Annotated in this window: 21 protein-coding genes and 1 other RNA gene; 19 read left to right on the forward strand and 3 right to left on the reverse strand. The window is 33.5% G+C overall.

What is annotated here, in order from left to right; translation table 11 throughout:
* The first annotated feature begins 73 nt into the window (after positions 1-73).
* Positions 74-541, forward strand: coding sequence for an SsrA-binding protein SmpB (gene smpB, locus CN925_RS07480; protein WP_056469927.1), 468 nt, complete (start codon positions 74-76; stop codon positions 539-541).
* Between the two features lie 214 nt (positions 542-755).
* Positions 756-1,113, forward strand: a transfer-messenger RNA (tmRNA) gene (ssrA, locus tag CN925_RS07485).
* 145 nt (positions 1,114-1,258) lie between these two features.
* On the opposite strand, the gene CN925_RS21240 is transcribed toward ssrA, so the two are convergent.
* Together CN925_RS21240 and CN925_RS07490 are read right to left on the reverse strand one after the other, a co-directional pair.
* Complete coding sequence (locus CN925_RS21240; protein WP_180232889.1) at positions 1,259-1,411, reverse strand: hypothetical protein; 153 nt, start codon at positions 1,409-1,411, stop codon at positions 1,259-1,261.
* 107 nt (positions 1,412-1,518) lie between these two features.
* Positions 1,519-2,739, reverse strand: a complete 1,221-nt coding sequence (locus tag CN925_RS07490; protein WP_098845626.1) for a helix-turn-helix domain-containing protein — start codon at positions 2,737-2,739, stop codon at positions 1,519-1,521.
* A gap of 487 nt (positions 2,740-3,226) precedes the next feature.
* Here CN925_RS07490 and CN925_RS07495 point away from each other — a divergent pair, with 487 nt between their 5' ends.
* A complete protein-coding gene (locus CN925_RS07495; protein WP_098845627.1) occupies positions 3,227-3,868 on the forward strand; it encodes a VanZ family protein in 642 nt (213 codons plus the stop codon).
* 117 nt (positions 3,869-3,985) lie between these two features.
* On the opposite strand, the gene CN925_RS07500 is transcribed toward CN925_RS07495, so the two are convergent.
* A complete protein-coding gene (locus CN925_RS07500; RefSeq protein ID WP_098845628.1) occupies positions 3,986-5,413 on the reverse strand; it encodes an alanine/glycine:cation symporter family protein in 1,428 nt (475 codons plus the stop codon).
* 268 nt (positions 5,414-5,681) lie between these two features.
* Here CN925_RS07500 and CN925_RS07505 point away from each other — a divergent pair, with 268 nt between their 5' ends.
* The 16 genes from CN925_RS07505 to CN925_RS07580 all read left to right on the forward strand — a co-directional run bounded on the left by CN925_RS07505 (position 5,682) and on the right by CN925_RS07580 (position 25,038).
* Positions 5,682-6,272, forward strand: coding sequence for a TetR/AcrR family transcriptional regulator (locus CN925_RS07505; protein WP_098845629.1), 591 nt, complete (start codon positions 5,682-5,684; stop codon positions 6,270-6,272).
* Positions 6,273-6,409: 137 nt separating this feature from the next.
* Positions 6,410-8,590, forward strand: coding sequence for a YhgE/Pip domain-containing protein (locus CN925_RS07510; RefSeq protein WP_098845630.1), 2,181 nt, complete (start codon positions 6,410-6,412; stop codon positions 8,588-8,590).
* A 300-nt stretch (positions 8,591-8,890) separates the two neighbouring features.
* Complete coding sequence (locus CN925_RS07515; RefSeq protein ID WP_098845631.1) at positions 8,891-9,340, forward strand: Lrp/AsnC family transcriptional regulator; 450 nt, start codon at positions 8,891-8,893, stop codon at positions 9,338-9,340.
* A gap of 197 nt (positions 9,341-9,537) precedes the next feature.
* Positions 9,538-10,479 (forward strand): nickel ABC transporter permease, encoded by a 942-nt coding sequence (gene nikB, locus CN925_RS07520; protein ID WP_098845632.1) that lies wholly within the window; start codon positions 9,538-9,540, stop codon positions 10,477-10,479.
* Between the two features lie 23 nt (positions 10,480-10,502).
* Complete coding sequence (locus tag CN925_RS07525) at positions 10,503-11,408, forward strand: ABC transporter permease (protein ID WP_286138285.1); 906 nt, start codon at positions 10,503-10,505, stop codon at positions 11,406-11,408.
* A gap of 12 nt (positions 11,409-11,420) precedes the next feature.
* Complete coding sequence (locus CN925_RS07530) at positions 11,421-12,941, forward strand: glutathione ABC transporter substrate-binding protein (RefSeq protein WP_098845633.1); 1,521 nt, start codon at positions 11,421-11,423, stop codon at positions 12,939-12,941.
* Positions 12,942-12,949: 8 nt separating this feature from the next.
* A complete protein-coding gene (locus CN925_RS07535; protein WP_098845634.1) occupies positions 12,950-13,927 on the forward strand; it encodes an ABC transporter ATP-binding protein in 978 nt (325 codons plus the stop codon).
* Complete coding sequence (locus CN925_RS07540) at positions 13,924-14,907, forward strand: ABC transporter ATP-binding protein (protein WP_098845635.1); 984 nt, start codon at positions 13,924-13,926, stop codon at positions 14,905-14,907. Before CN925_RS07535 ends, CN925_RS07540 begins: the two co-directional genes overlap by 4 nt.
* Positions 14,908-14,921: 14 nt before the next feature.
* The gene (ggt, locus tag CN925_RS07545) at positions 14,922-16,532 is read left to right on the forward strand and encodes a gamma-glutamyltransferase (RefSeq protein ID WP_098845636.1); all 1,611 of its coding nucleotides are present in this window, start codon (positions 14,922-14,924) and stop codon (positions 16,530-16,532) included.
* Between the two features lie 15 nt (positions 16,533-16,547).
* The gene (locus CN925_RS07550; RefSeq protein ID WP_098845703.1) at positions 16,548-17,111 is read left to right on the forward strand and encodes a chromate transporter; all 564 of its coding nucleotides are present in this window, start codon (positions 16,548-16,550) and stop codon (positions 17,109-17,111) included.
* Positions 17,108-17,638: a chromate transporter gene (locus CN925_RS07555; RefSeq protein WP_069034898.1), complete on the forward strand. Its 531-nt coding sequence runs from the start codon at positions 17,108-17,110 to the stop codon at positions 17,636-17,638. Before CN925_RS07550 ends, CN925_RS07555 begins: the two co-directional genes overlap by 4 nt.
* 366 nt (positions 17,639-18,004) lie before the next feature.
* Positions 18,005-19,399 (forward strand): cytochrome ubiquinol oxidase subunit I, encoded by a 1,395-nt coding sequence (locus CN925_RS07560; RefSeq protein WP_098845637.1) that lies wholly within the window; start codon positions 18,005-18,007, stop codon positions 19,397-19,399.
* A complete protein-coding gene (gene cydB / locus CN925_RS07565; RefSeq protein WP_098845638.1) occupies positions 19,396-20,409 on the forward strand; it encodes a cytochrome d ubiquinol oxidase subunit II in 1,014 nt (337 codons plus the stop codon). The genes CN925_RS07560 and cydB overlap by 4 nt, the downstream gene beginning before the upstream one ends.
* Positions 20,409-22,109 carry a thiol reductant ABC exporter subunit CydD gene (gene cydD, locus CN925_RS07570; protein WP_098845639.1) on the forward strand — a complete coding sequence of 567 codons (1,701 nt, stop codon included), beginning with the start codon at positions 20,409-20,411 and terminating at the stop codon, positions 22,107-22,109. The genes cydB and cydD overlap by 1 nt, the downstream gene beginning before the upstream one ends.
* Positions 22,110-22,123: 14 nt before the next feature.
* A complete protein-coding gene (gene cydC / locus CN925_RS07575; protein WP_286138291.1) occupies positions 22,124-23,857 on the forward strand; it encodes a thiol reductant ABC exporter subunit CydC in 1,734 nt (577 codons plus the stop codon).
* 203 nt (positions 23,858-24,060) lie between these two features.
* Positions 24,061-25,038 carry a ring-cleaving dioxygenase gene (locus tag CN925_RS07580; RefSeq protein ID WP_098845641.1) on the forward strand — a complete coding sequence of 326 codons (978 nt, stop codon included), beginning with the start codon at positions 24,061-24,063 and terminating at the stop codon, positions 25,036-25,038.
* Positions 25,039-25,248 lie beyond the last annotated feature (210 nt).

The raw sequence follows: 25,248 nt of genomic DNA on the forward strand, positions 1-25,248 counted from the left end.
CAAAATTGTCCACTGCTTTATGTATACAGGCATAATTTATGGTAAAATAAGTAAAGATAGAGAGGTGTTATTTATGCCAAAAGGTGAAGGGAAAGTAATTGCTCAAAATAAAAAAGCGTATCATGATTATTTTATCGAAGAAACGTATGAAACAGGTATCGTATTACAAGGTACTGAAATAAAATCATTACGTGCTGGAAAAGCTAATTTAAAGGATTCCTTTGCACGAGTTCAAGGTGGAGAAGTTTGGCTTCATAATATGCATATTAGTCCATATGAGCAAGGAAATCGATACAATCACGAGCCATTACGTACTAGAAAATTACTACTACATAATAGAGAAATCGTGAAATTAATTGGTTATACAAAGGAAACGGGTTATACATTAGTACCTTTAAAAATCTATTTAAAAAACGGCTACGCTAAGCTATTACTTGGATTAGGTAAAGGTAAGAAACAATACGATAAGCGTGATGATTTAAAGAAAAAAGAAGCAAAACGTGAAGTAGAGCGTGCATTCCGAGATCGTCAAAGAATCTAATTGGATAAATGTTGAAGGATTGGAATTCTGTTTTTCTTTTAGAAACAATTGTTAATTGCAACTTATGATGGATATGCTATAATAAGTTTGTAAGTTAATCAGCAACACCAATTGCACGATGTGCAGTTTTTATAAATTATGAAGCCTTTGCTTTATGCTTCGTAAGTCACTCATAGCGAACAGAACTGAAATATGTTTTGTGAGCATTTTATATGGGGACGTTACGGATTCGACAGGGGTAGTTCGAGCTTAAGTTGCGAGTCGAGGGGTCGGCCTCGTTAAAACGCAAAAGCCAATAACTGGCAAAAACAACAATTTCTCTTTAGCTGCTTAATTGCACTAAAGGCTCCTCCTATGTATCGCCCATGTGCATAGCTTAGAGGGGTTCACTCATTAGTGGGCTACGCCGGACCTCGCCGTCTGAGGGGAATGGAAGAGATTAATCAGACTAGCTATCAGGAAGCCTGTCATTGGGCCGAATGGTATGCGAAATTCTAATACAGTGACTACGCTCGTAGAAGCTTAAGTGCCGATATTCTTGGACGTGGGTTCGACTCCCACCGTCTCCACCAATACATATTGTTTGGTGGTTTTTTTATGCTTAAAATTATGAATTAGGAAAACAAACAGCGGGAACAAACCTTGCAGTAGCTTCAAAAGACAATACTGGAAATGAAAGTAAGGTTTTTCATACTGTATTATTGGACAAAACAGCTCCTAATGTCCTTTGATTAATCCAATTAGCGTTAAAGTAGCATTAACCGGTAAAACAGAAGTAAATGTAACAATTACAGTTAAGATTTGTACAAATGTAATTTGCTCAAGTAAGGCAGATTCAGCTGGAACATAAAAGACAAGAATACAAATCACGTATTCTTGTCTTCTTTTTTAGTACATATGAAAAAATAAAAGCTGGCTCCTATGATCGAACCAGCGACTAACTGTAATAGTAGTATAAATATGAAATATACAAGTTCTTATGCATTTAATATTAATTGCGCAATCTCCATTGCCTGTTCATTTAAATTCATCTTTTTATAATATTTAAATAATTCCTTTTTCGAGCGTTCTACTAAAAAGGTAAATCCGTTTTTTTCAAACATAGGTAGAGCTTTGCTGTTTAAATAATGATGGTATTCTTTCTCTTTTGATTTTAATAAATAAAGTAAAAGTTTAAATAGATGGATATATAAACTGTAATTATTCTTTTTCGCTATGAAAAGGCCGGCTTCAGCGTCATGCACAAGTTCCTCTACGTTAGAAGATCCACCATCAAAATTACTACGAAGAAAGCCTTCTAATGAAAGTAAATACGTTGAACACTCTGGATCTTTCAGCTTCATGGACTGTTTATAAAATTTACTTGCTTCCTTATAATTTTTACCTCTATAAAACGCATAGGCTAAATTATGCAAAGCTTTAGCTTTTCGTTCAGGTGCATTACACAACTCACAGCTTCTAATCAGATTTTTGAAACGATTAATAATTTCTTGATCTAAAGTGTCACCTTGAATTTGAATAATCATCAACATTTCAGCATCAATAACTCTAAGATAGTTATTAATTTGTTTGAAAAATTGATGAGATTTTTCGGCATAATAATAGGCCAACACAGGAGCATTTAAAGTATGGTAAGCACATGCCAGGTGGTAATAATATTCCGGATTTTTATAGACCGTATTATCGATCGACTTTAAAATTTCGATTACTTTACCATATTCTTGCTTCGCTAAAGAATAAATCCCTAAAATATGCTTTAATAAATTTCTTTCATAAGGTGCTAATTTGTCCTCTTTTTTTTGAAGCTTTTTAATGATTTTAAAAGCTTCATTGCCTTTGCTATGCGTAAGAAAATATTTCGCTCTTAGCAACTGGTACAGATCATTATATTCAGAGATTTGGATGAGTTCTTCCATTTCAAACTCATAGTAAATTTGATCCATCTCTTCAAATAACTGCATAATGATTACGTCATGCCAGTGGAGTAATCGTTGTTTAATATTCATAAAATTAGCTACTTCTAATTCCATATTAATTCCAAGTCTTTTGGATAATAAATTAATAATTTCAGGTGCATACTTTGTTTGTCCACATTCTATTTTACTGATATGGGTAACGGAGCATATGTTTTTTCCTAATTGTTCTTGTGTTAGTTTGTATTTTTCTCGATAAAATTTAATAATTTTTCCTTCATACATAACTAAGTCCTCCTCCCATTCCAGGATGTTAAAAATAGTACCTAATACTAAAATTCTACATTTAACAACAAAATTAGTATATTTAGAAAACCCGTGTAGTATGTGAAGTAACACTTAAAGATATGTTAAGGGTAAGTGAAATTAGGAAAATCAGGAAAATTAGAAGGGCATGGAATTCACTTCTATAATGAGGATGTTATTAGTCCAAAATACGAAAAAATACCATAACTTATGGTATTGAATACTACAAAATAGAGTAGCTTTTAAGAATATTGTAAAAGCATGGTATTAGAAGTACGGGAATTACTTCTTCATTGTGACAGAATTATGAAAAATGTGGAATATACTTAAAGTTTTCAAAATATTTGGGGAGAATGTGATGTTTGAAATGATACATTAAAAATATATTAATCTAGTAATCGTTTTGGACATTATATTGATACTAATACTAAATTAATATATCAAAAAAATGAAAAAGGAGTGTTAGATGAAAATCAAACTAAATAATCTATTTACATTTTTACTATCTTCACTATTTGTATTTTTTGTAATGAGAGCATTTCTAGGAGAATTTCTTTCAAGACTTATACCATATGCAAATGTGATATTTGGATATAGTCTATTTGTATGTTTAATATTTATTGTTAATACAATAGTTAATATGATTTTCTACTATGTAAAGTATAGGGAAATCCATATCAGTAAATCTGGTTTCGGAGTATTTACACTTACTTATTTAGTTATGTTGGTCTCAATACTATTTTCAAGAAACTCATTAGGAAATCATTATAGCAACAATTACATCCCATTTAAAACAATATGGGGTTATATAAGTGGTAAAGCGGATTTAATCTATATCATTTCGAATTTAGTTGGAAATATTATTATTTTTATTCCTCTTGGATGTATCGTTTATTATTACTTCCATAGAAAGATGAAAGTGTCTATTTGTATTTTAGTTTCAATCTTATTAATAGTACTTATAGAATTTTTACAAAAAAAGTATGTTGTAGGAAGTTTCGATATTGATGATATATTCTTAAATTCACTTGGGGTTTTATTAGGCATAAAAATATTAGTAGGAGAGGGTAACGAAATAGCTAAAAATCTTCTTGAGAAATCAGATTAGAACAGTTTATAAATTTAAGTGTAGATGAACCTACTCCACCAATAATACGTTGGTGTTTTTTTTTATAAAAAATAACCCTTCATCAAAGAATGAAGGGTAGTATTAAATCAGAATTTATTATCCAACGTTTTTCTTAACGTCTTTCTCATCAATCCAAGCCTCTAAATGCTCTCGACCTGGTAAGTTATCGATTTTATCTGCATTGAAAACAGGATCTAAACCTTGTTTCTTTTGAGCAATGTAATCTTTCAATAATGCTCTTGCTACTTTTGCTAAGCGCGTAATTGCGTAAAGGTTAACGATTACCATTAATCCCATGAAGATATCTGCTAAAGACCAAATTAATTCAGCGCTATATAATGCTCCGAATAATACCATTCCAATTACGGCAAAACGGTATAAGTAAATTGTTTTTTTCGAATGCTTCATGAAGCTAATATTTGATTCACCGTAGTAATAGTTCCCCATAATTGTACTTAAGGCAAATAAGAATACTGAAATTGAAACGAATGTTGCAGCAAAATCACCAACGCTTACACGTAAAGATTCTTGTGTTAGTGGAATACCTGATAGCTCAGATGTTTTGTAAACGCCAGAAACTAATACAATCATAGCTGTAGATGAACAGATGATAAATGTATCAACAATTACACCTAATGCTTGAATGAAACCTTGTTTTACTGGGTGAGTTACGTCAGCTGTTGCAGCTGCGTTTGGAGCAGAACCCATACCAGCTTCGTTTGAGAATAATCCACGACGAATACCATGAAGAACTGCAGCACCCATAACACCGCCAAACATTTGTTTAAATGTAAAAATACCCTCTGAGAAAATTGCACCAAAAACATCTGGTAAAATATCGAAATTTGCAATCATAACCCATAAAGCTAAAATAATATAAAAACCAGCTTTGATAGGTACTAAAACAGTTGAGAATTTAGCAACTGAATGTACGCCACCAAAAATAATTAGTGCCGTAATAATAGCTAGTACAATTGCAGATGTCTTTGTATTTACACCAAATTCATTATTAATAGAAGCAGCAATCGTGTTTGCTTGTACTGCATTAAATATAAGACCAAAAGATAAAGTAATTAAAATACTAAAAATTACACCAAGCTTTCGATTACCTAGAGCTTTTTCCATATAGTAAGCAGGTCCGCCACGCCATGAAGAACCGTCTTTCACTTTATAAAGCTGAGCTAACGTACTTTCTACAAATGCTGAAGCTGAACCAATTAATGCCATTAACCACATCCAAAATACTGCTCCTGGTCCCCCTAATGCCACTGCTGTTGCAACGCCGGCAATATTCCCGGTACCAATACGAGCAGCCATTCCGATCATAAATGCTTGTAATGAAGATACAGTTTTCTTGCTTTTGTCTCTGTTTCGACCATCACCTAATAATCGAACCATTTCAGGGAAGAATTTAAACTGAATAAATCCTAAATAAACTGTTAAAAATAGGCCGATTGCAACTAATAAGATAACAAGTAATTTAGCCCAAAGGTAGTCGTTGAGTACTGTAACCAATTCTGTCATGATTCCCTCTCCTTTTTAAGAATATTCGCAAAATTATCCGATAATTTTGACTACAAAATGTAATAATAATTTATTTTTTTATCAATGGCAACGTTTTTTTTATGATTAACCAATAAAAAGGATAATATTAAAAAAAGATTAAAAAAGTAAGTGTTCACTTACTTTTTGTTGACGAAATCCATTTCGGTTAATATACTAGAAAAGTGAATAAATACTTACTTTTTTGTACTAACTGCCTTTTTAACATCATTTTTTAAGGAGGTAAAAAATGAATAAAGGAGAAAGAACAAAACATCATATTCTAGAAAAGTCTATCCAACTATTTGCGAAAAATGGATATGATGGTACGACAATTAATCAAATTGCAAAGGATTGTAAAATTTCTGAAGCGACGATTTATAAGTATTTTAAAAGCAAACTGGATGTATTGATTAATTGTGTAAAACCAGATATTCATGACGTATGGACGGAAGAGGACTTTAGTAAACTTTCAATTGAAGAATTGCTTAGGTTATATGTTGAGAAAAGAATTAAATGGGTGGAAAAGAATCGAAATCAAATTGAGATCTTGATAAGTGAAACTTTACGACACCCTGAGTTATCAGAAATTTTCTTCCAACAGATCTATCGTAAAACACCAATTGAAGAAGAAATAGAAGCAAGAATGCTTGCAAAAGAAACCAATTTCCATTTAGAAATTCCTATACTGAGTTTAAGTATGATTACGACAATTATATCGATTCTTAATCTACAAAAAAGTATTCTGGAAAAAGATCCAATGCATATAACGGATGATGCTATAAATAAAATGGTGCAATTAATTTTATTTGGATTAATAGGAAATAAAAGTCCTGAATAAACATGAAAGTGTGTTTATTTGGAGAAAAGTTTAGTATTACCTTTTATTTTTTTTAAAGGAAGTATTAAACTATTTAATTGCAATAAAATGACCGGAATACGAATTTGGTCAATCGGTCTAAAAAGAGGAGTGAAAATGTGTTTAAACAAGAATGGAAAAATATTTTAAAGAAACCAATGACAATTGCAACAATCATTGCGATTGGTCTTGTACCTATGCTTTATTCATTAATTTTCTTATCAGCGTATTGGAATCCATATAATAAAACAGAAAAACTATCTGTCGCAATTGTAAACAATGACAAGGGTACGGAGTTTAATGATAAAAAGCTTAATGTAGGGAAAGATTTTGTAGAAGGACTGGAAGATAATAAGTCATTTAAATGGAAAGTTACAAGTAAAAAACAAGCTATGGAAGGATTAAATGATGAAAAATATTATTTAGTCATCGAATTGCCTTCTGATTTTTCAAAAAATGCGGCTACTTTATTGGATGAAAAACCAAAAAAAATGAAATTAAATTATTACACGAATGCAGGGAAGAACTATGTAGGCGCACAAATTGGTACAACTGCGATCAAAGAAGTAAATGCTAATATCTCAAAAGAAATTACTGAGCAATATGCTAAAACAGTTTTTGATAATTTCAAGGAAATTGGAGATGGCATGACAAAAGCATCTGATGGTGCAGGTAAAGTGAATGATGGTGCAGCAAAAATCACTGATGGAACAGATGTTTTAAATAAAAATTTAAAAAAATTAAATGACAGCATGATCACATTTGAAAGTGGAAGTACAAAACTGAAAAGTGGAGCAGAAAAATTATCAGATGGTATTAAAAAATCAAATGATGGTGCAAATCAATTAAATACTGGTTTAAATGCTCTATTAGAAGGAACTGGTACATTAAAAGCTGGTTCTAGTGATTTAAATAATGGACTATCGCAACTAGTTGAAGGCGGTAATAAAATCGAATCTGGTTCTTCTAAGCTAGAAGCTGGAAGTAATCAATTAAATGCTGGACTGAAACAATCTTATGCTGGTGCAACCGAACTGCAAAAAAATGAAGCAGGATTAAATGAAAATCTTGGCGCTACTAATGATGCTCTTAAATCAATTGTTAATGGATTGCAAGATGGTTCAATAAGTAAAGAAGATTTGCTGAAATTACAAGCAATCTCAAATAACTTAGATCAACTTTCAAAAGGAAGTAATCAAATTAAAAATGGAGTTGATCAAATTGCTGCAGCACAAGGTCAATTATATGAAGGTTCAAATAATCTCCTTGCTGGGCAAAAAGAATTAAATACAAATTTAAATTTATTTAATAGTAAATTGCAAGAAGCGTCGAATGGAGCAAATCAATTAGCTCAAGGAAGTAATGATTTATACATTGGTACAAAAAAATTAAGTGAAGGTAGTTCGCTACTTTCAATAGGCCTAGGAAAATTAAATACAGGTGGGGACGAATTAGTTCAAGGGATTAATCAATTAAATGCTGGTTCTAAACAACTATCTGATGGAACGAATAAGTTATATAGTGGGTCTGGAGATTTATTAAAGGGTGCAACTGATTTAACAAAAGGAACAACTGAACTTCATAAATCCCTTAAAGAAGGTGGAGATGAAGTAAACAAAGTTAAAACAAGTGATGAAACGGATCAGTTCTTTGCAGAACCAACAGAACTAGTTTCTCATAAATTAAATAATGTCAAAGAATATGGTGTAGGATTAACACCTTATATACTATCTATTGGACTATTTGCAGGTGGGTTAATGTTTACCTCAGTTTATCCAATGAGAAAGAACTCTATTGCTCCAACTACTGGTTTAGCTTGGTTCTTTAGTAAATATAGTGTTCTAATTTTCGTGGGAATCATGCAATCAATCGTAGCAGATATGGTATTAATTCACGGTATGGGTCTTGATGTGAAAAACGTGTGGTTATTCGTAGTGTTTACAATCATTACTAGCTTGACCTTCTATTCATTAATACAATTCTTAACTGTTACATTAGGAAATGTAGGACAATATTTAGTGTTTATCATTATGCTATTACAAATTGGTGGAACTTCAGGTACGTTCCCAATTTCATTAACACCAACATTTTTCCAAACGATTCATCCTTATTTACCGATGACATATGCTATAAAAGGATTCAGAGAATTAATTTCTAGTTCTGTAAATAAAGGACTTGTATGGGATCAAGTGTACTATCTATGTGGATTTGCAGTTTTATTCATCGTTTTAACAAATGTTACTTTTGCAGTTCGTGTTAAATTATCTAAGAAAAATCAATTAAGCGAAATCGAGGCTTAAAACGATAAAATAATAAAAAGGATTGAAATCAAATAAAAAAAGATTTCAATCCTTTTTACTATTAGTGAAATAAAAATCCAGTATCTTTAGAGCAATCTTTTATTGTAAAATTAGTAATGGAATATGGTAATAATGAAGGAAATTGTATAGAATCCCTTTACATTGTAAGGGAGTTATCGTTAAAATTTGAACGTAGTTAATCTGCTATTTGTACGTCAAAGCACTTAATTACTTTCTTTTAGAACATTAGATATAAAAAAATAAGAAAGCGTTTTCATTTAATAGAAAAGTGGTGAATAAATGAAACTAACTGAAATCGATAAAAAAATTCTAGAGATGCTCACTAAAAATGGACGGATGTCATACTCCGATATTGGAAAAGAACTTAATTTATCAAGAGTTTCAATCCGTGAACGTGTGAATCAATTAATAAAAAACGGGGTAATTGAGAGGTTCTCAGTCGTCATTAATTCAGAAAAAGTAGGAAAAGGAGTATCTGCATTCTTTGAAGTGGATTGTGAACCAGCTTATTTAGTAGTCGTAGCGGAAGCACTTGCAGATAATCCTGTTGTAGCGAGTTGTTATCAAATGACGGGTCCAAGCACTTTACATATGCATGTATTAGTAGATGATTTTGTCAGCTTAGAACAATTTATAAATAATGAATTATATGCTTTAGAAGGAATAACAAGAGTAGAAAGTCATATTTTATTACGAAGATTTAAGAGTAGAAATGGCTTAAAATTATAGTTGTCATGGCGAGAGATTGGAAAATCCTCGTCTTTTTTTACTGTTTTTTGTAAAAATACATAAAATTATAGAATATTCTGTCTACCAGAGGTATAATCGAGAATAATTAAATTTACATTGTTAGGTTATGTAGTGATTATGATTAACAAACGTATGTAATTTTAGTTAATATACTTACAAATGGAGTAGGTGGAAAGATGGCGTCACTCATATTAAGAAGGTTGTTTCAATTGTTTTTATTATTGCTAGGTATCTCCTTTTTAGTCTTTGCTTCTATGCATTTAGCACCTGGTGACCCAGCTGCAATAATTGGTGGACCTACAGCAACAAAAGCTGATTTAAATGCTATTCGAGAAAGTTTAGGATTGAACGACTCGTTTTTTGTCCAATATTGGCATTATTTATCAGGCGTATTTCATGGGGATTTAGGATATTCGTTTCAAACGAAACAGTCGGTTGCAGAGGCAATTTCAATCCGTTTTCCTAATACTTTAAGTTTAGCAATCGCGAGTATGATTGTTGCAGTAATAATCGGGGTAATAACAGGGATTGTTTCTGCACTTAAGCAAAACTCGTGGATGGATGTATCAAGTACAATAATTGCCCTTGCAGGTATTTCAGTACCGAATTTTTGGCTTGGTGCCATCCTTATTCTTATTTTTGGAGTTAATCTACAAATTCTGCCCGTTGGAGGACTCGACTCACCAATTTGGACGATTGAAGGATTTAAACAAATCATTTTACCTGCCATTGCATTGGGAACAGCCTCAGCTGCAATGATTGCCAGAATGAGCCGTTCATCTATGTTAGAGGTAATTCGAGCTGATTACATACGAACTGCAAGAGCGAAAGGTGTAAAAGAAAAATCGATTGTTTGGATTCATGCTTTAAAAAACTCGATGATTCCAGTCATAACTGTTATTGGTTTAAACTTTGGATTTCTTCTTGGAGGAACAATCATTACAGAACAAGTATTTGCGATTAACGGTGTCGGTAGATTAATGATCGATGCAATTGCAGCTAGAGATTTTCCGATGGTTCAAGGGGCAGTATTACTTGTAGCATCAATGTTTGTAATCGTGAATTTACTTGTTGATATTTTATACGTATTTATCGATCCAAGAATTAGCTACGATTAATTAGCTAGAAGGGAGGAAGGATTTTGTCTACAGAAGTAGTCCTTAATAACATAAGTGCAAAGCAAGCTAGTACAAAAAAGAAGGAAAAATTTATCGTTCAAACATTCAAACGTTTAATCAAAAATAGATTAGCAGTTTTTGGATTAATCATTATTGTTTTACAAGTTTTAATGGCAATATTTGCACCTCTTATTACGATACATGATCCGATTAAACAAAATTTAGCTTCAACAGAACTACCAATATTCTCAAGCGGACATTGGTTAGGTACAGATAATTATGGTCGGGATATGTGGAGCCGAATTGTATTCGGATCTAGAGTATCACTCGTTGTTGGATTCAGTGCAGTGATTCTTGGTTTAATTGGTGGTATTACAATAGGTATGCTAGCTGGTTATTTTTCTAAACTAGATGGCTTGCTTATGAGAATAGTAGATTTATTATTTGCTTTTCCAGGAATTCTCTTAGCCATGCTAATTATCGCAATTCTTGGGACAAGTTTAGTGAATGTAGCAGTTGCGATTAGTATTTGGTCCATTCCTTCATGTGCAAGAATTGTTCGAGGTTCGGTTTTATCGATTAAGAAGCAAGAATACATACATGCAATGAGGACTTTAGGTGCGAGTAATTTACGAATTATGGTGAAGCACATTTTACCAAACTGTATGGCACCAATCATTGTTTTTGCCACAATGAGAATGGCGACTGCTATTTTATCAACTGCATCACTAAGTTATTTAGGTCTTGGTGCACAACCTCCAACAGCCGAATGGGGGTCAATGATTTCTCAAGGGCAAGATTATATGTTTTCTTCCCCACATATGACAATCGTACCAGGGATCGCAATTATGCTGATTGTTTTCTCTTTTAATGTCGTAGGTGATGGATTAAGAGATGCTTTAGATCCAAATATGAATATTAATGATTGAGGAGATGGGTAAATGAAAAAATGGATGGTTATCGTACTTAGTGCAATTCTTCTTCTTGCTGGATGTTCTAGTAAAACAACTGGATCAAATAGCGCTAATGTTTCGCAAGAACTTACATATGCTTCAACATCAGATGCAGTAGGTTTATCACCAATCTTAACGAATGATTCTGTATCAGCTAATGTCATCATGCAAGTTTATGAAACTTTATTTAAAAGAAATCCTAAAACAATGAAAATCGAACCTTTATTAGCCGAATCTTATACGAATCCAGATAATAAGACTTGGGAAATTACATTAAAAAAAGGGGTTAAATTTCAAGACGGAACAGATTTTAACGCAGAAGCAGTAAAATACACATTTGATAAATTCCGTGATCCAAAAACTGCCGCTCCACGTGCTTCATTATTAGAACCAATTGAATCAGTTAATGTAATTGATGATTATAAAGTAGAAATTAAAACGAAATATCCATATGGACCACTTTTAGCTGCACTTGCTCATACCGCTGCTTCAATTGTAAGCCCTGAAGCAGATAAAAATAGTGATTTAATGAAAACGCCTGTAGGAACTGGGCCATTTAAGTTTGTTAGCTGGACACCTGGTGACCAAATCGTTCTTGAAGCAAACAAAGATTATTGGAATAGTGCACCTAAATTGAAAAAAGTTACTTTTAAAGTAGTACCTGAAGTTTCAACAGCTATTTCAATGTTACAAACAGGAAAAGTACAATTTATTGATGCTCTTCCAGCTGAACAAGTGAAACGTCTAGAAGCAATTAAAAATGTGAAAGTAACAAAGGAAGAGGGAACACCTGTTTATTATTTAGGATTTAACATGAAAAAGGCTCCAATGAATAAATTAGCATTCCGTCAAGCAGTTGCTTATGGATTAGATCGTAAAGCATATATTAATCAGTTAAACGGATTAGGTATTGAAGGTAATAGTGTAATTGGACCAAAAGTTTTCGGATATGATCAATCTGAAGAAAAGGCTGGTTATTCTTATGATTTGGAAAAAGCTAAAAAACTGATTAAAGATAACGGCTTTGAAGGAAAAGAAGTAAAAATGCTAGTACCAAATCGAGATATGTACATGAAAATGGCTGAAATTGCTCAATCTCAAATGACGGAAATTGGCCTAAAAGTTAAGCTTGAAACGATGGAATGGGGAACTTTCTTAGATGCAGCAACAAAAGGTCAATACGATGTAACATTCCTAGGATGGGCAAACAGTACAGCTGATGGTAGTGAATTATTGTATCCAAACTTCCACTCTGACAATGTTGGGTCGTCAAACCGAATTTCATATAGTAATAAGCAATTTGATCAGTTAGTTAATGAATCTCGTCAAACAATTGACCAAAATGCCCGAAAAGAAAAACTAAAACAAGCAAATGAATTATTAGTAAAAGATGCTCCTGTAATCGTTATGAATCAAGGTGTAGTAACATCTGCAGTTGATCAATCGGTGAAAGGCATTGAAATTGATCCTACTGGCCAATGGTCATTATACAACGTACACAGAGAGTAGGTAATAGTATGTCAACAGAGCTTCTATCTGTAAATAATTTAGTAACAACGTTTCAAACAGCTGATGGAGAAATCCCAGCTGTTCGAAACGTATCCTTTTCAGTTAATAAAAGTGAAACTTTATGTATAGTTGGCGAATCGGGTTGCGGAAAAAGTATTACTTCATTATCTATTATGGGATTATTGCCAAGTAATGGTTCAATAAAAAGCGGTTCAATTCAATTAGAAGGAACTGATTTAACTAAGTTAACAACTGATGAATTAAGAAAAATAAGAGGCAATAAAATATCGATGATTTTTCAAGAGCCGATGACTGCGTTAAACCCTGTAATCACAATTGGTTATCAGCTACGTGAGCCACTTATGATCCACCAGAAGCTTTCTAAACAAGAGGCAAATCAAAAGGGAATTGAACTCTTAAAACAAGTAGGAATACCATATCCAGAAAAAAGAATGACTCAATATCCCCATGAGTTAAGTGGTGGAATGAGGCAAAGGGTTATGATTGCTATTTCATTAGCCTGTACACCTGGACTCTTAATTGCAGATGAGCCGACGACCGCACTTGATGTTACGATACAATCTCAAATATTAGATTTAATCCATGATTTACAAGAACAGCTTGGAATGGGTGTCATTATGGTTACGCATGATATGGGGGTTGTAGCTGAAATTGCCGATAAAGTAATGGTCATGTATGCAGGAGAAAAAATTGAGGAAGGTCCAGTTGAAGAGATTTTCAATCGTCCAAGTCATCCATATACTAGAGGATTATTAAGCTCTGTACCAAATGTAGATGATACTGATTTTGAATTAGAAGCAATCCCAGGCTCGACACCGAGCTTAAACGAACAAATAACTGGCTGCCGTTTCCATCCACGTTGTCAACATGCATTAGCACGTTGCAAAGTGGAAGTTCCAAAGGAATTTACAATAATGGACGGTCACACAGTTAAATGTTGGCTGAGTGAGGAGGATTCTATATGACTCTAACAAAAAGTAAAACTTTATTAGAGCTTCGAAATGTTAAAAAATATTATCCGATTCGTGGAGGCTTACTAAAAAAAGTTCAAGGCCATGTAAAAGCAGTTGAAGAAGTAAGTTTAACATTATTAGAAGGTGAAAGCTTAGGAGTTGTAGGTGAATCAGGTTGCGGTAAATCTACATTGGGAAAAACGATTTTAGGTCTTGAAGATATTACTGACGGAAAAGTATTTTTTAAAGAGACAGAAATCCAACATTTATCGAATAAGAATCGAAATGATTTTAAGAAACAAATGCAAATGATTTTCCAGGACCCGTATGCATCATTAAATCCGAGACAACGAATTGGAGATGCGTTGGAAGAGGTATTTGTTATCCATACGAATCTATCAAAACAAGAGCGAAAAGAAAAGGTAATCGGCTTGCTTCGTGAGGTAGGCTTAAACGAAGATCACTATGATCGATATCCCCATGAATTTAGTGGTGGACAACGTCAACGGATCGGAATTGCACGAGCGATAGCCCTTAACCCATCGTTAATTATATGTGACGAGGCAGTGTCAGCACTAGATGTATCTGTACAAGCACAAGTACTTAAACTATTAAAATCATTACAAGCAAAATATAACTTAACTTATTTATTTATCTCTCATGATTTAGGAGTCGTACGATATTTCTGTGATCGAGTTTTAGTAATGTATTTAGGTAATACAGTTGAGTTAGCTCCTGCTGACAAGCTATATAATAACCCACTACATCCTTATACTAAGGCGCTACTATCTGCGATTCCTCGCCCAAAGGTAGGAAAGAGACCTGAGAAAATTCGTTTGACAGGTGAAATTCCAAATCCAGCTAACCCACCATCAGGTTGTACATTCCGTACACGTTGTCCACTAGCAACTGAACTTTGTGGACAAGTAAAACCTGAGTGGAAAGAAATTGAAGAAAATCATTTTGTTGCATGTCACCATGTAGATGCTTAAAGGAGAGGAAACAGATGCAGTTTGATCATTTAAATAATCCATATTCAGCACAACGCCATACGACATTTGGTAAAAATGGTATGGTAGCTACTTCACAACCTTTAGCGGCACAAGCGGGGTTAGATATATTAAAAAAAGGTGGTAACGCAATCGATGCTGCAATTGCCACAGCGGCTGCATTAACAGTAGTCGAACCTACTTCAAACGGTATTGGTGGAGACGCCTTTGCACTAGTTTGGGTAAATGGGGAACTACATGGTTTAAACGGTAGTGGTCCTGCTCCAAAATCAATATCGATTGAAAAGTTAAAGGAACAAGGACTAGAGAAAATGCCGACGCATGGGGTTATTCCAGTTACAGTGCCTGGAGTGCCTGCTGCATGGGCTGCATTATCAAAACGTTTTGGTAAATTACCATTACAAGAGGTTTTACAACCAGCTATTACGCTTGCAGAAGATGGCTTCCCACTCTCGCCAATTTTAGGGAAGTTTTGGAATATAGCATATGAAAAGTTTAAAAAACAATTTACATCACCAGAATTTGATGAGTGGTTTAAAACATTCGCTCCAAATGATCGTGCACCTGAGATTGGCGAATTATGGTCATCTAAAGCACATGCAGAAACGTTACGTGAAATCGGTGCAACAAATGCTGAGAGTTTTTATCGTGGTAGATTAGCAGAAAAAATTGTTTCCTTTATGAAAGAACATAACGGATACCTTAGTTCAGAGGACTTAAGTGAATATAAAGTAGAATGGGTTAACCCAATCTCGACAAATTATCGTGGATACGATGTTTGGGAAATTCCACCTAATGGGCAAGGTTTGGTAGCATTAATGGCATTAAACATTGCTAAAGGTTTTAATTTTTCTACAAAAGATGATGTCGATACATATCATAAGCAAATAGAGGCTATGAAACTAGCATTTACTGATGGAAAAGCTTTTATTACGGATTCTGAGCATATGGATATGAATGTAGATGAGCTACTATCAGAAGAATATGCCGCGTCACGTCGAGAATTAATTTGTGAAAAAGCAATAGAACCAGAAAACTATACACCTCCAAAAGGTGGCACAGTTTATTTAGCGACTGCTGATGGTGAAGGGAATATGGTTTCCTTTATTCAAAGTAACTATATGGGATTTGGTTCTGGGATTGTCATTCCTGATACAGGAATAGCTCTTCAAAATAGAGGACATGACTTTACTTTAAATCCGGAGCATCCTAATGCACTTAAGCCTGGTAAAAGAACATATCACACAATAATCCCAGGGTTTTTAACAAAAGATGGTGAAGCAGTAGGTCCATTTGGCGTAATGGGAGGATATATGCAGCCACAAGGTCATGCACAAGTTGTCATGAATACAGTGGATTTTCACTTAAATCCTCAAAGTGCATTAGATGCACCTAGATGGCAGTGGATGGAAGGTAAAAAAGTGGTCGTGGAACCTCATTTTCCAAATCACCTTGCCCAAGCACTTGCGAGAAAAGGCCATCAAATTCAAGTGGCTACAGATTGTGGCAGTTTCGGAAGGGGCCAAATTATATGGCGTGATCCTAGAACCGGAGTACTAATGGGAGGAACTGAATCTAGAACAGATGGCGCAATTGCAGTTTGGTAAAGGGATGATTCGATGATAAATCAATGGAAACTTTTTTTAGCTTTTTTTAGAGTAGGAATGCTAGGATACGGAGGAGGTCCTTCTTCTATACCACTAATCCATACAGAAGTTGTGGACAAGTATAAATGGTTAAGTAAAGATGACTTTTCAGATGTACTAGCAATCGCAAATGCTCTTCCAGGACCAATTGCAACAAAGCTTGCAGGATATGTAGGATGGAGAACAGGTGGCGTAGTAGGTATGCTAAATGCCATTATCGCAACAACACTACCGACTGTATTCCTACTTTTACTTCTATTATCAACACTAAATCACTTTAAAGGTGTTGCTTGGGTACAAGGCATGTCGAATGCAGTTGTGCCAGTAGTAGGAGTAATGTTAGCAACTTTAACATGGGAGTTTATTGAGAAATCGAAGGAATCTCTTGGCTGGAAAATCACTAGCTTGATCGTGGTTGCTAGTTTTATCCTTTTATATTTATTAAATATACATCCTGCTATCTTAATTGGATGCTTAGTCGGATATGCCTTTTTCTCAAAAAGTAAAAACGAAAAGAAGAAGAAGGTGAAGGCTTCATGATTTATTGGAAAATATTTTTAGCATTTTTCTTACCAGGCATTTTCGGATACGGAGGAGGACCAGCTTCGATTCCTCTTATTGAGAATGAAGTCGTTGATAAATACGGATGGTTAACTTCAGTTGAATTTAGTAACGTACTTGCATTAGGAAATGCGCTTCCGGGTCCGATTGCAACAAAGATGGCCGGATATATCGGATATGTTGAGGGAGGTGTATTTGGTTCCTTTGTAGGACTATTCGCTTCAATCGCACCCTCTCTAATCTTGATGATTGCTTTATTAAGTATATTAATGAAGCATAAAAATTCACCAAAAGTCAAAAAGATGACATCATTAGTTAGGCCTTTAATCGCCGTTTTACTCGGCATTATGGCCTTTGACTTTTTTAACGATTCATATAATGGGGTAGGTGTAACGCAAACAATTATTATTAGCGTCCTTTCTTTATTATTTCTAGAACGTTGGAAAATTCATCCCGCATATGTAATTGGTGGGGCTCTTGTTTACGGTGCAGTATTTTTATCTTAAATAATGAACAACTGATTGTTTTATTCGAACATTATTGAAGCAATGCCAATATAGGGTTGCTTCAATAATGTTTTTTTAAAGCTCAAAGTTAAGGAGTAAAAAAGTGGCGGCTTTTTTATCATAAAAAAGCACTTTTAACAGTGAATGTGAATTCTGTCACAAAATAGACAATTTATAGACACGATTTAGACAAAAAAGATGAAGTCAAAAACCCCTTTGGAAAAGTAAACTAGAAGTAACAAGAGATACCACTGAATGGTTCTCTGAAATTTACTTAATGAATTATTTGTGAAAAAATATTCAAAGTTTTGCTCGAGCTTAATGGAATTTTTTTTGAAATGATTTTTATCCTAAGGGGGATGTACTGTGAGTGTGTTAGAGCTTGCAAGAATACAGTTTGGTTCTACTACAATTTTCCATTTTTTATTTGTTCCACTTTCAATAGGTTTAGTATTTATGGTAGCAATGATGGAAACGTTGTATGTTTTTCGAAACAAAGAGGAATATAAAAAGTTAACAAAATTCTTTGGGCACTTATTTTTAATTAATTTTGCAGTTGGTGTTGTGACAGGTATTATTCAAGAGTTTCAATTTGGGATGAACTGGTCTGAATATTCCCGTTTTGTAGGGGATGTATTTGGTGCGCCGCTTGCAATTGAGGCACTTTTAGCATTTTTTATGGAATCTACATTTTTAGGAATTTGGATATTTGGTTGGGAAAGACTTAATAAAAAAATTCATTTAATGTGTATTTGGTTAGTTGCTTTCGGTACGTTAATGTCTGCGTTTTGGATTTTAGCAGCGAATTCTTTTATGCAGGAGCCAGTAGGATTTGCGATTAAAAATGGTCGTGCAGAAATGACCGACTTCTTAGCAATCATAACAAATCCACAACTTAAAGTTGAGTTTCCTCACACAATTGCTGGAGCATTAGCAACAGGAGCATTATTTGTTGCTGGTGTAAGTGCGTATAAAATCTTAAAAAAACAAGAAATAGAATTATTTAAAAAAGCATTTAATCTCGCAATGGTGTTCGCGCTAATTGCAGGAATTGGTATTGCATTTAGCGGACATTCTCAAGCGAAGCATTTAATGAAAACACAGCCTATGAAAATGGCTGCAAGTGAAGGGTTATGGGATGATAGCGGAGACCCTGCAAGCTGGATGGTCTTTGGTCTGATTGATTCGAAAAAGAAAGAAAATAAATACGAGGTAGAAGTACCATATTTATTAAGTTATCTAGCTTATGAGAAGTTTGAAGGTAAAGTACCAGGAATGAATACATTACAAAAACAATATGAAAAATTATATGGTCCCGGAAATTATATTCCACCAGTTAATACAACGTTCTGGAGCTTTAGAATTATGGCAGGAGCAGGAATGGTTATGATTTTAATGTCGATGCTAGGTTTATATTTTAGTTATCGAAAAAAATTAGAATCAAAAAACCTATTCTTAAAGGCATCAATTTTACTAATTTCTTTACCATTTATTGCAAATACAGCTGGATGGGTTATGACGGAAATAGGTCGCCAACCATGGACAGTATTCGGTTTAATGACTACTGCTGCATCTGTATCACCAAATGTTTCAAAAGGATCACTCATTTTTTCAATCACAACTTTTACAACAATGTATGCCATTTTAGCAGTTGTTTTAGTTTACTTGTTTGTGAAAGAAATTAAAAAAGGAACACACCATGTTGAGACAAAAGAAGTTCCTACGGTCGATCCGTTTGAAAGGGAGGCTACTATCGTATGATTGAGTTAAATGAATTATGGTTTTTACTTGTAGCAGTTTTATTTATCGGATTCTTCTTCTTAGAAGGCTTTGACTTTGGTGTAGGTATATCTACAAAGCTACTAGCTAAGAATGATACCGAAAGAAGAATTTTAATAAACACAATTGGACCGTTTTGGGATGCTAATGAAGTGTGGTTATTAACAGCAGGTGGTGCAATTTTTGCAGCCTTTCCAAATTGGTATGCAACGATGTTTAGCGGATACTATATTCCATTTGTATTTGTATTAATGGCTTTAATCGGCCGTGGTGTAGCTTTTGAGTTTAGAGGAAAAGTTGAAAAAGCTAAATGGGCAAAAGCTTGGGATTGGGTCATTTTCTTCGGAAGTTTATTACCACCATTTTTATTCGGTGTACTATTCTCAAGTATTCTTAGAGGAATGCCAATTGATCAAAATATGAATATTTCTGCTGGTTTTACAGATTACGTCAATTTGTTTACAGTAGTTGGGGGCGTAACAGTGACATTACTGTGTCTCTTACACGGATTAATGTTTTTAACATTAAAAACGGTTGGAGAATTAAGAAACCGTGCACGTTCTCTAGCACGTATGGTAATCATGCCAGTATTCTTATTCTTAGTGGCCTTCACTGGTATGGCTTATTTTGAAACAGATATGTTTAAAGTAAAAGCACAAATAACAATTCCACTAATTTTATTAATCGTAGTAAGTTATGTTCTCGCTACAATATTCATTTTTAAGAAAAAAGATGGCTGGTCATTTACTATGACAGGCCTAGGTATTGTACTAACAGTCGGGACAATGTTTACTTCACTGTTCCCAAGAGTCATGATTAGTTCAATCAAAAGTACGTATGACCTAACTGTTTATAATGCTTCATCTGGTCCTTATTCGTTAAAAATAATGACAATCGTTGCATGTACATTATTACCATTCGTACTAGGTTACCAAATTTGGAGTTATTATGTATTTAGAAAAAGAGTGGATGAGAAGGATTTGACTTATTAATGGGAAAAGATCTTATTAAATATAAAGGGATAAATCGTTTATTAATGATCCTATCTTTTTTAACAATTATACAAGTAACGGCAATTATTATTCAGGCATATATGCTTTCACAAGCTATTGTCAGATTGTTCAATGGAAAAAATAGTAGCGATATTTTATACGCTACTATTTTCTTCATCACAGCGTTTATTTGTCGTTATCTTATATCAACTATAAAGCAGAAATGTTCAGAGCATTTTGCAGACATTGCTTCATCCGAAATGAAAATGAAAGTTTTAGAAAAGCTTTTTAAACTAGGACCTAGATTTGCGAGGAAATCAGGAACAGGAAATATTGTAACGCTTATTATGGAAGGAACTACACAACTAAGAAATTATTTAGAAATCGTTCCATTGAAAATGATTAACTTAGCAATTGTCTCACCAGTAATCGTGATTTATCTATTCTTTATTGATAAAGTTTCTGCACTTATACTAATCGTAACATTTCCAATCATTATTATTTTTATGATTTTACTAGGTTTGGCAGCTAAAAAGAAATCAAATAAACAATGGAAGGTTTACCGTATATTATCGAACCATTTTACTGATTCATTACGGGGTCTAGAAACATTAAAATTCCTTGGGTTAAGTAGAAAACATATAAAAAAAATAGAAAGTGTAAGTGAAAGATACAGAGAAGCAACGATGGGCACATTAAAAGTAGCTTTTTTATCATCATTTGCACTCGATTTATTCACAATGCTATCAATCGCTACAGTTGCCGTCTTTTTAGGACTTCGTTTGATTGATGGAGTAATTTTATTAGGCCCAGCATTAACAATTTTAATTTTAGCTCCTGAATATTTTTTACCAGTTCGTGAAGTTGGAGCTGATTATCATGCTACATTAAACGGTCAAGAAGCCGGAAAAGCAATGCAAGATATTTTAGATCAGCAAGAATTTAAGGTTCAAAGTGCTCCTATATCAGATTGGAATCATGATAGCGAAATTCATTTAAAAAATGTATCAGTAAAACCCGAAAAAGACGGTCAAATGATACTAAAAAATATAAATATGAATATAAAAGGGTTTCAAAAAATTGGGATTGTTGGAGAAAGTGGATCTGGTAAGTCGACGCTTATTGATTTATTAGGTGGATTTTTAGAGCCAGCAAATGGTACTATTCAAATTTCTGGTGAAGAGATATCACATTTGCAAATAGAAGATTGGCATAAACAGTTAATCTATATTCCACAAAGTCCTTATATTTTCTCAAAATCATTAAACGATAATATAAGCTTCTATAAACCGAATGCTACTACAGAAGAAATTGAAAATGCAGCTGTTAAAGCTGGGTTAACTTCTTTGATCGAAGAATTACCAAAAGGATTAAATGAAAAAATAGGTGAAGGTGGCAGGGCTTTAAGTGGCGGGCAAAGTCAACGTGTCGCTCTTGCTAGAGCATATCTTGAAAATCGTCCGATTCTTTTGTTAGACGAACCTACTAGTCATCTTGATATTGAAACTGAGTTTGAATTAAAACAAACAATGCTTCAGCTATTTTCTGGTAAATTAGTATTTTTGGCTACTCATCGCTTACATTGGATGAAAGAAATGGACCAGATTATTGTAATGAATGAAGGTAGCATCATTGAAGTTGGTACCCATGAAGAATTATTAATGAAAAAAGGTCATTATTATCGATTAATTCACAGTTAGAAGGTTAATATATGTTGAATAAAAATGGATGGATTTTACCATATATAAAAGAAAATCGTCGTTTGTTTCTAGTCGTGATTTTTTTAAGTTCATTGACTATATTTGCAGCGGCTTCTCTTATGTACACTTCCGGCTACTTAATCTCTAAAGCAGCAACAAGACCTGAAAATATTTTAATGATTTATGTACCAATCGTTGCTGTACGTACTTTTGGTATTTTAAGGTCAGCTTCTAAGTATGTTGAAAGATTAGTCGGTCACAACACAATATTAAAAATCTTATCTAAAATGAGAACCAGATTATTTAGTAATCTAGAACCGTATGCACTTACGATCAATTCGAAATTTAAAACAGGAGATATTCTAGGTCTTTTAGCAAATGACATTGAATATTTACAGGATATTTATTTAAAAACTATTTTCCCTGGAATTGCGGCATTGTTTATCTATTTTATATCAGTAGTAGCACTTGGATTCTTTTCCATTCCATTTGCAATACTAACAGCAGTCATTTCCTTTGTTTTAATAGGCGTTCTACCGTATGTTTCATTATTAGTTGAAAAAGCGCGTACTTACCAAATAAAAAAGGAAAAAAGTCATTTATATGAAAATTTAACTGATGCTGTTATGGGTATTAGTGATTGGCTGTTTAGTGGTAAACAAAATAGTTTTATTGAAAATTACCGAGAAATGGATGAATCGCTAAGAAACATACAAAACAAGGAAAAAAGATTTAGAAGACGTCGTGATTTAATTGCTCAATGTATTGTAGCAATTTTAGTTTTAATGATGCTATATTGGACAGGGAATGAAAGTATAGCTGGAGAAATTCCAAGAACATTTATCGCAGCATTTGTTTTAGTTTTATTTCCTTTAACTGAAGCTTTCATTCCACTTTCAAATTCACTTGGAAGTGTTCCTTTATATACTGATTCAATCAATCGTTTAGAAGGAATTAAAGAAGTGAGTCGTGATCAGCAAACACCTATTATTGAAGGAGATATTGAAGATTATCGACAAATCGAGTTTGAAAATGTATCTTTCCATTACTCGGAAAACGAAACGATCTTAAATAATGTTTCTTTTACAATTAAAGAAAACAAAAAAACTGCTTTATTAGGACCGAGTGGATCAGGAAAATCGACTATTCTTAAGCTAATTGAAGGTGTAGAAACTCCTACAAATGGAAATGTTAAAATAAATAAAATTGAGAGTATTGCTTTTGGGGACAATATTTCGAAAGTTGTATCAGTCCTAAATCAAAAGCCATATTTATTTGATACAACGGTTATAAATAATATTCGTTTAGGAAATCCAAAAGCAAGTGATGAAGAGGTAATAGAGGTTACAAAGATGGTAGAAATGCATGACTATATCTCCTCACTTCCAGAAGGCTATCATACACCTATGCAAGAAACCGGTGTAAGATTCTCTGGTGGTGAACGACAAAGAATTGCTTTAGCTAGAATACTTCTTCAAAACACACCAATTGTTATACTAGATGAACCCACTGTCGGATTAGACTCAATAACAGAACGAAAACTACTTCATACGATCTTTAAAGTATTAGAAGGAAAGACAGTATTATGGATCACACACCATTTAATTGGCGCTGAAATGGCGGATCAAATTCTCTTCTTAGACAAAGGAAAAATTGCTATGAAAGGCACACATGAAGAACTGTTCAAAAACGAGGGCAGATATCGCAATCTTTTTGAATTAGATCGACCATTTAGAGTAAATGAATAGATGTTAAACAGAAAGACTCTGGCTAATTTGCTAGAGTCTTTTTACTTATAAAATTCAATTTGACGGAATATGATTTACATGATATATTTATCTCGAATTCGAGATATATTGAATTCAAAATAAATTTTTTCAGTATTCTTAAGCAAAAGATTCACAAAATATAAAAGCGTATATAGATAAATAAATGATATGGAGGAATTAATATGAACGGCTTAAAGGGGATCCATCATGTAACAGCAATAACTAGTAGTGCAGAAAAAAACTATGAATTTTTCACATATGTTTTAGGGATGCGTTTAGTAAAGAAAACGGTCAATCAAGATGATATTCAAACTTACCATTTATTCTTTGCGGACGATAAGGGAAGTGCCGGAACGGACATGACATTTTTCGATTTCCCTGGAATTCCAAAAGGAGTACATGGAACAAATGAAATTTCAAAAACATCCTTCCGTGTACCAACTGATGCAGCATTAGACTATTGGGTGAAGCGTTTTGACAGATTAGAAGTAAAGCACACAGGAATAAAAACACAATTTGGTAAAAAAACATTATCATTTGTTGATTTCGACGACCAGCAATATCAATTAATTTCAGATGAGCATAATAAAGGAATTGCTTCAGGTACACCATGGCAAAAAGGACCAATCCCATTAGAATACGCAATTACAGGATTAGGACCAATATTTATTCGCGTAGCTAATTTCGAATTTTTTAAAGAAGTAATTGAAAAAGTACTTTTATTTAAAGAGATTGATAAAGAAGGTTCATTCCACTTATTCGAAGTCGGCGAAGGTGGAAACGGAGCTCAAATCATTGCGGAGCATAATGAAATATTACCTCAAAGCTTCCAAGGATTTGGTACAGTTCACCACGTTGCTTTCCGAGTAGAAGATACTTCTGTATTAAAAGAATGGATTAAACGACTAGACTCGTTCCGTTTACCAAACTCTGGCTATGTAGATCGTCATTTCTTTGAATCGTTATATGCAAGAGTTGCTCCACAAATCTTATTCGAATTTGCGACTGATGGACCTGGATTTATGGGTGACGAACCTTATGAAACACTTGGTGAAAAACTATCATTACCACCGTTCTTAGAACCAAAACGTGATGAAATTGAAGGCATGGTTCGTCACATTGATACTGTTAGAAGTACGAAGGAATTTATAAAAGAATAGAACTTTATTGAAAGACAACACTCACGATTTTAGTGAGTGTTGTTTTGTTTCTTCCTCGCCTACTGGAAGCTCTAAAAAAGAAGTGAATTCACCACTTACTGGTAGTGAGTTTTATTAACTAATCATTAAACAAACTGATAAAAATTACCTAAAAAATTTAATGCATAAAACAATTTGTTATTCTAATGAAATATTTCACTGAATAAAAAT

The organism is Bacillus sp. AFS055030, from assembly GCF_002574545.1.
Lineage (GTDB): Bacteria > Bacillota > Bacilli > Bacillales > Bacillaceae_G > Gottfriedia.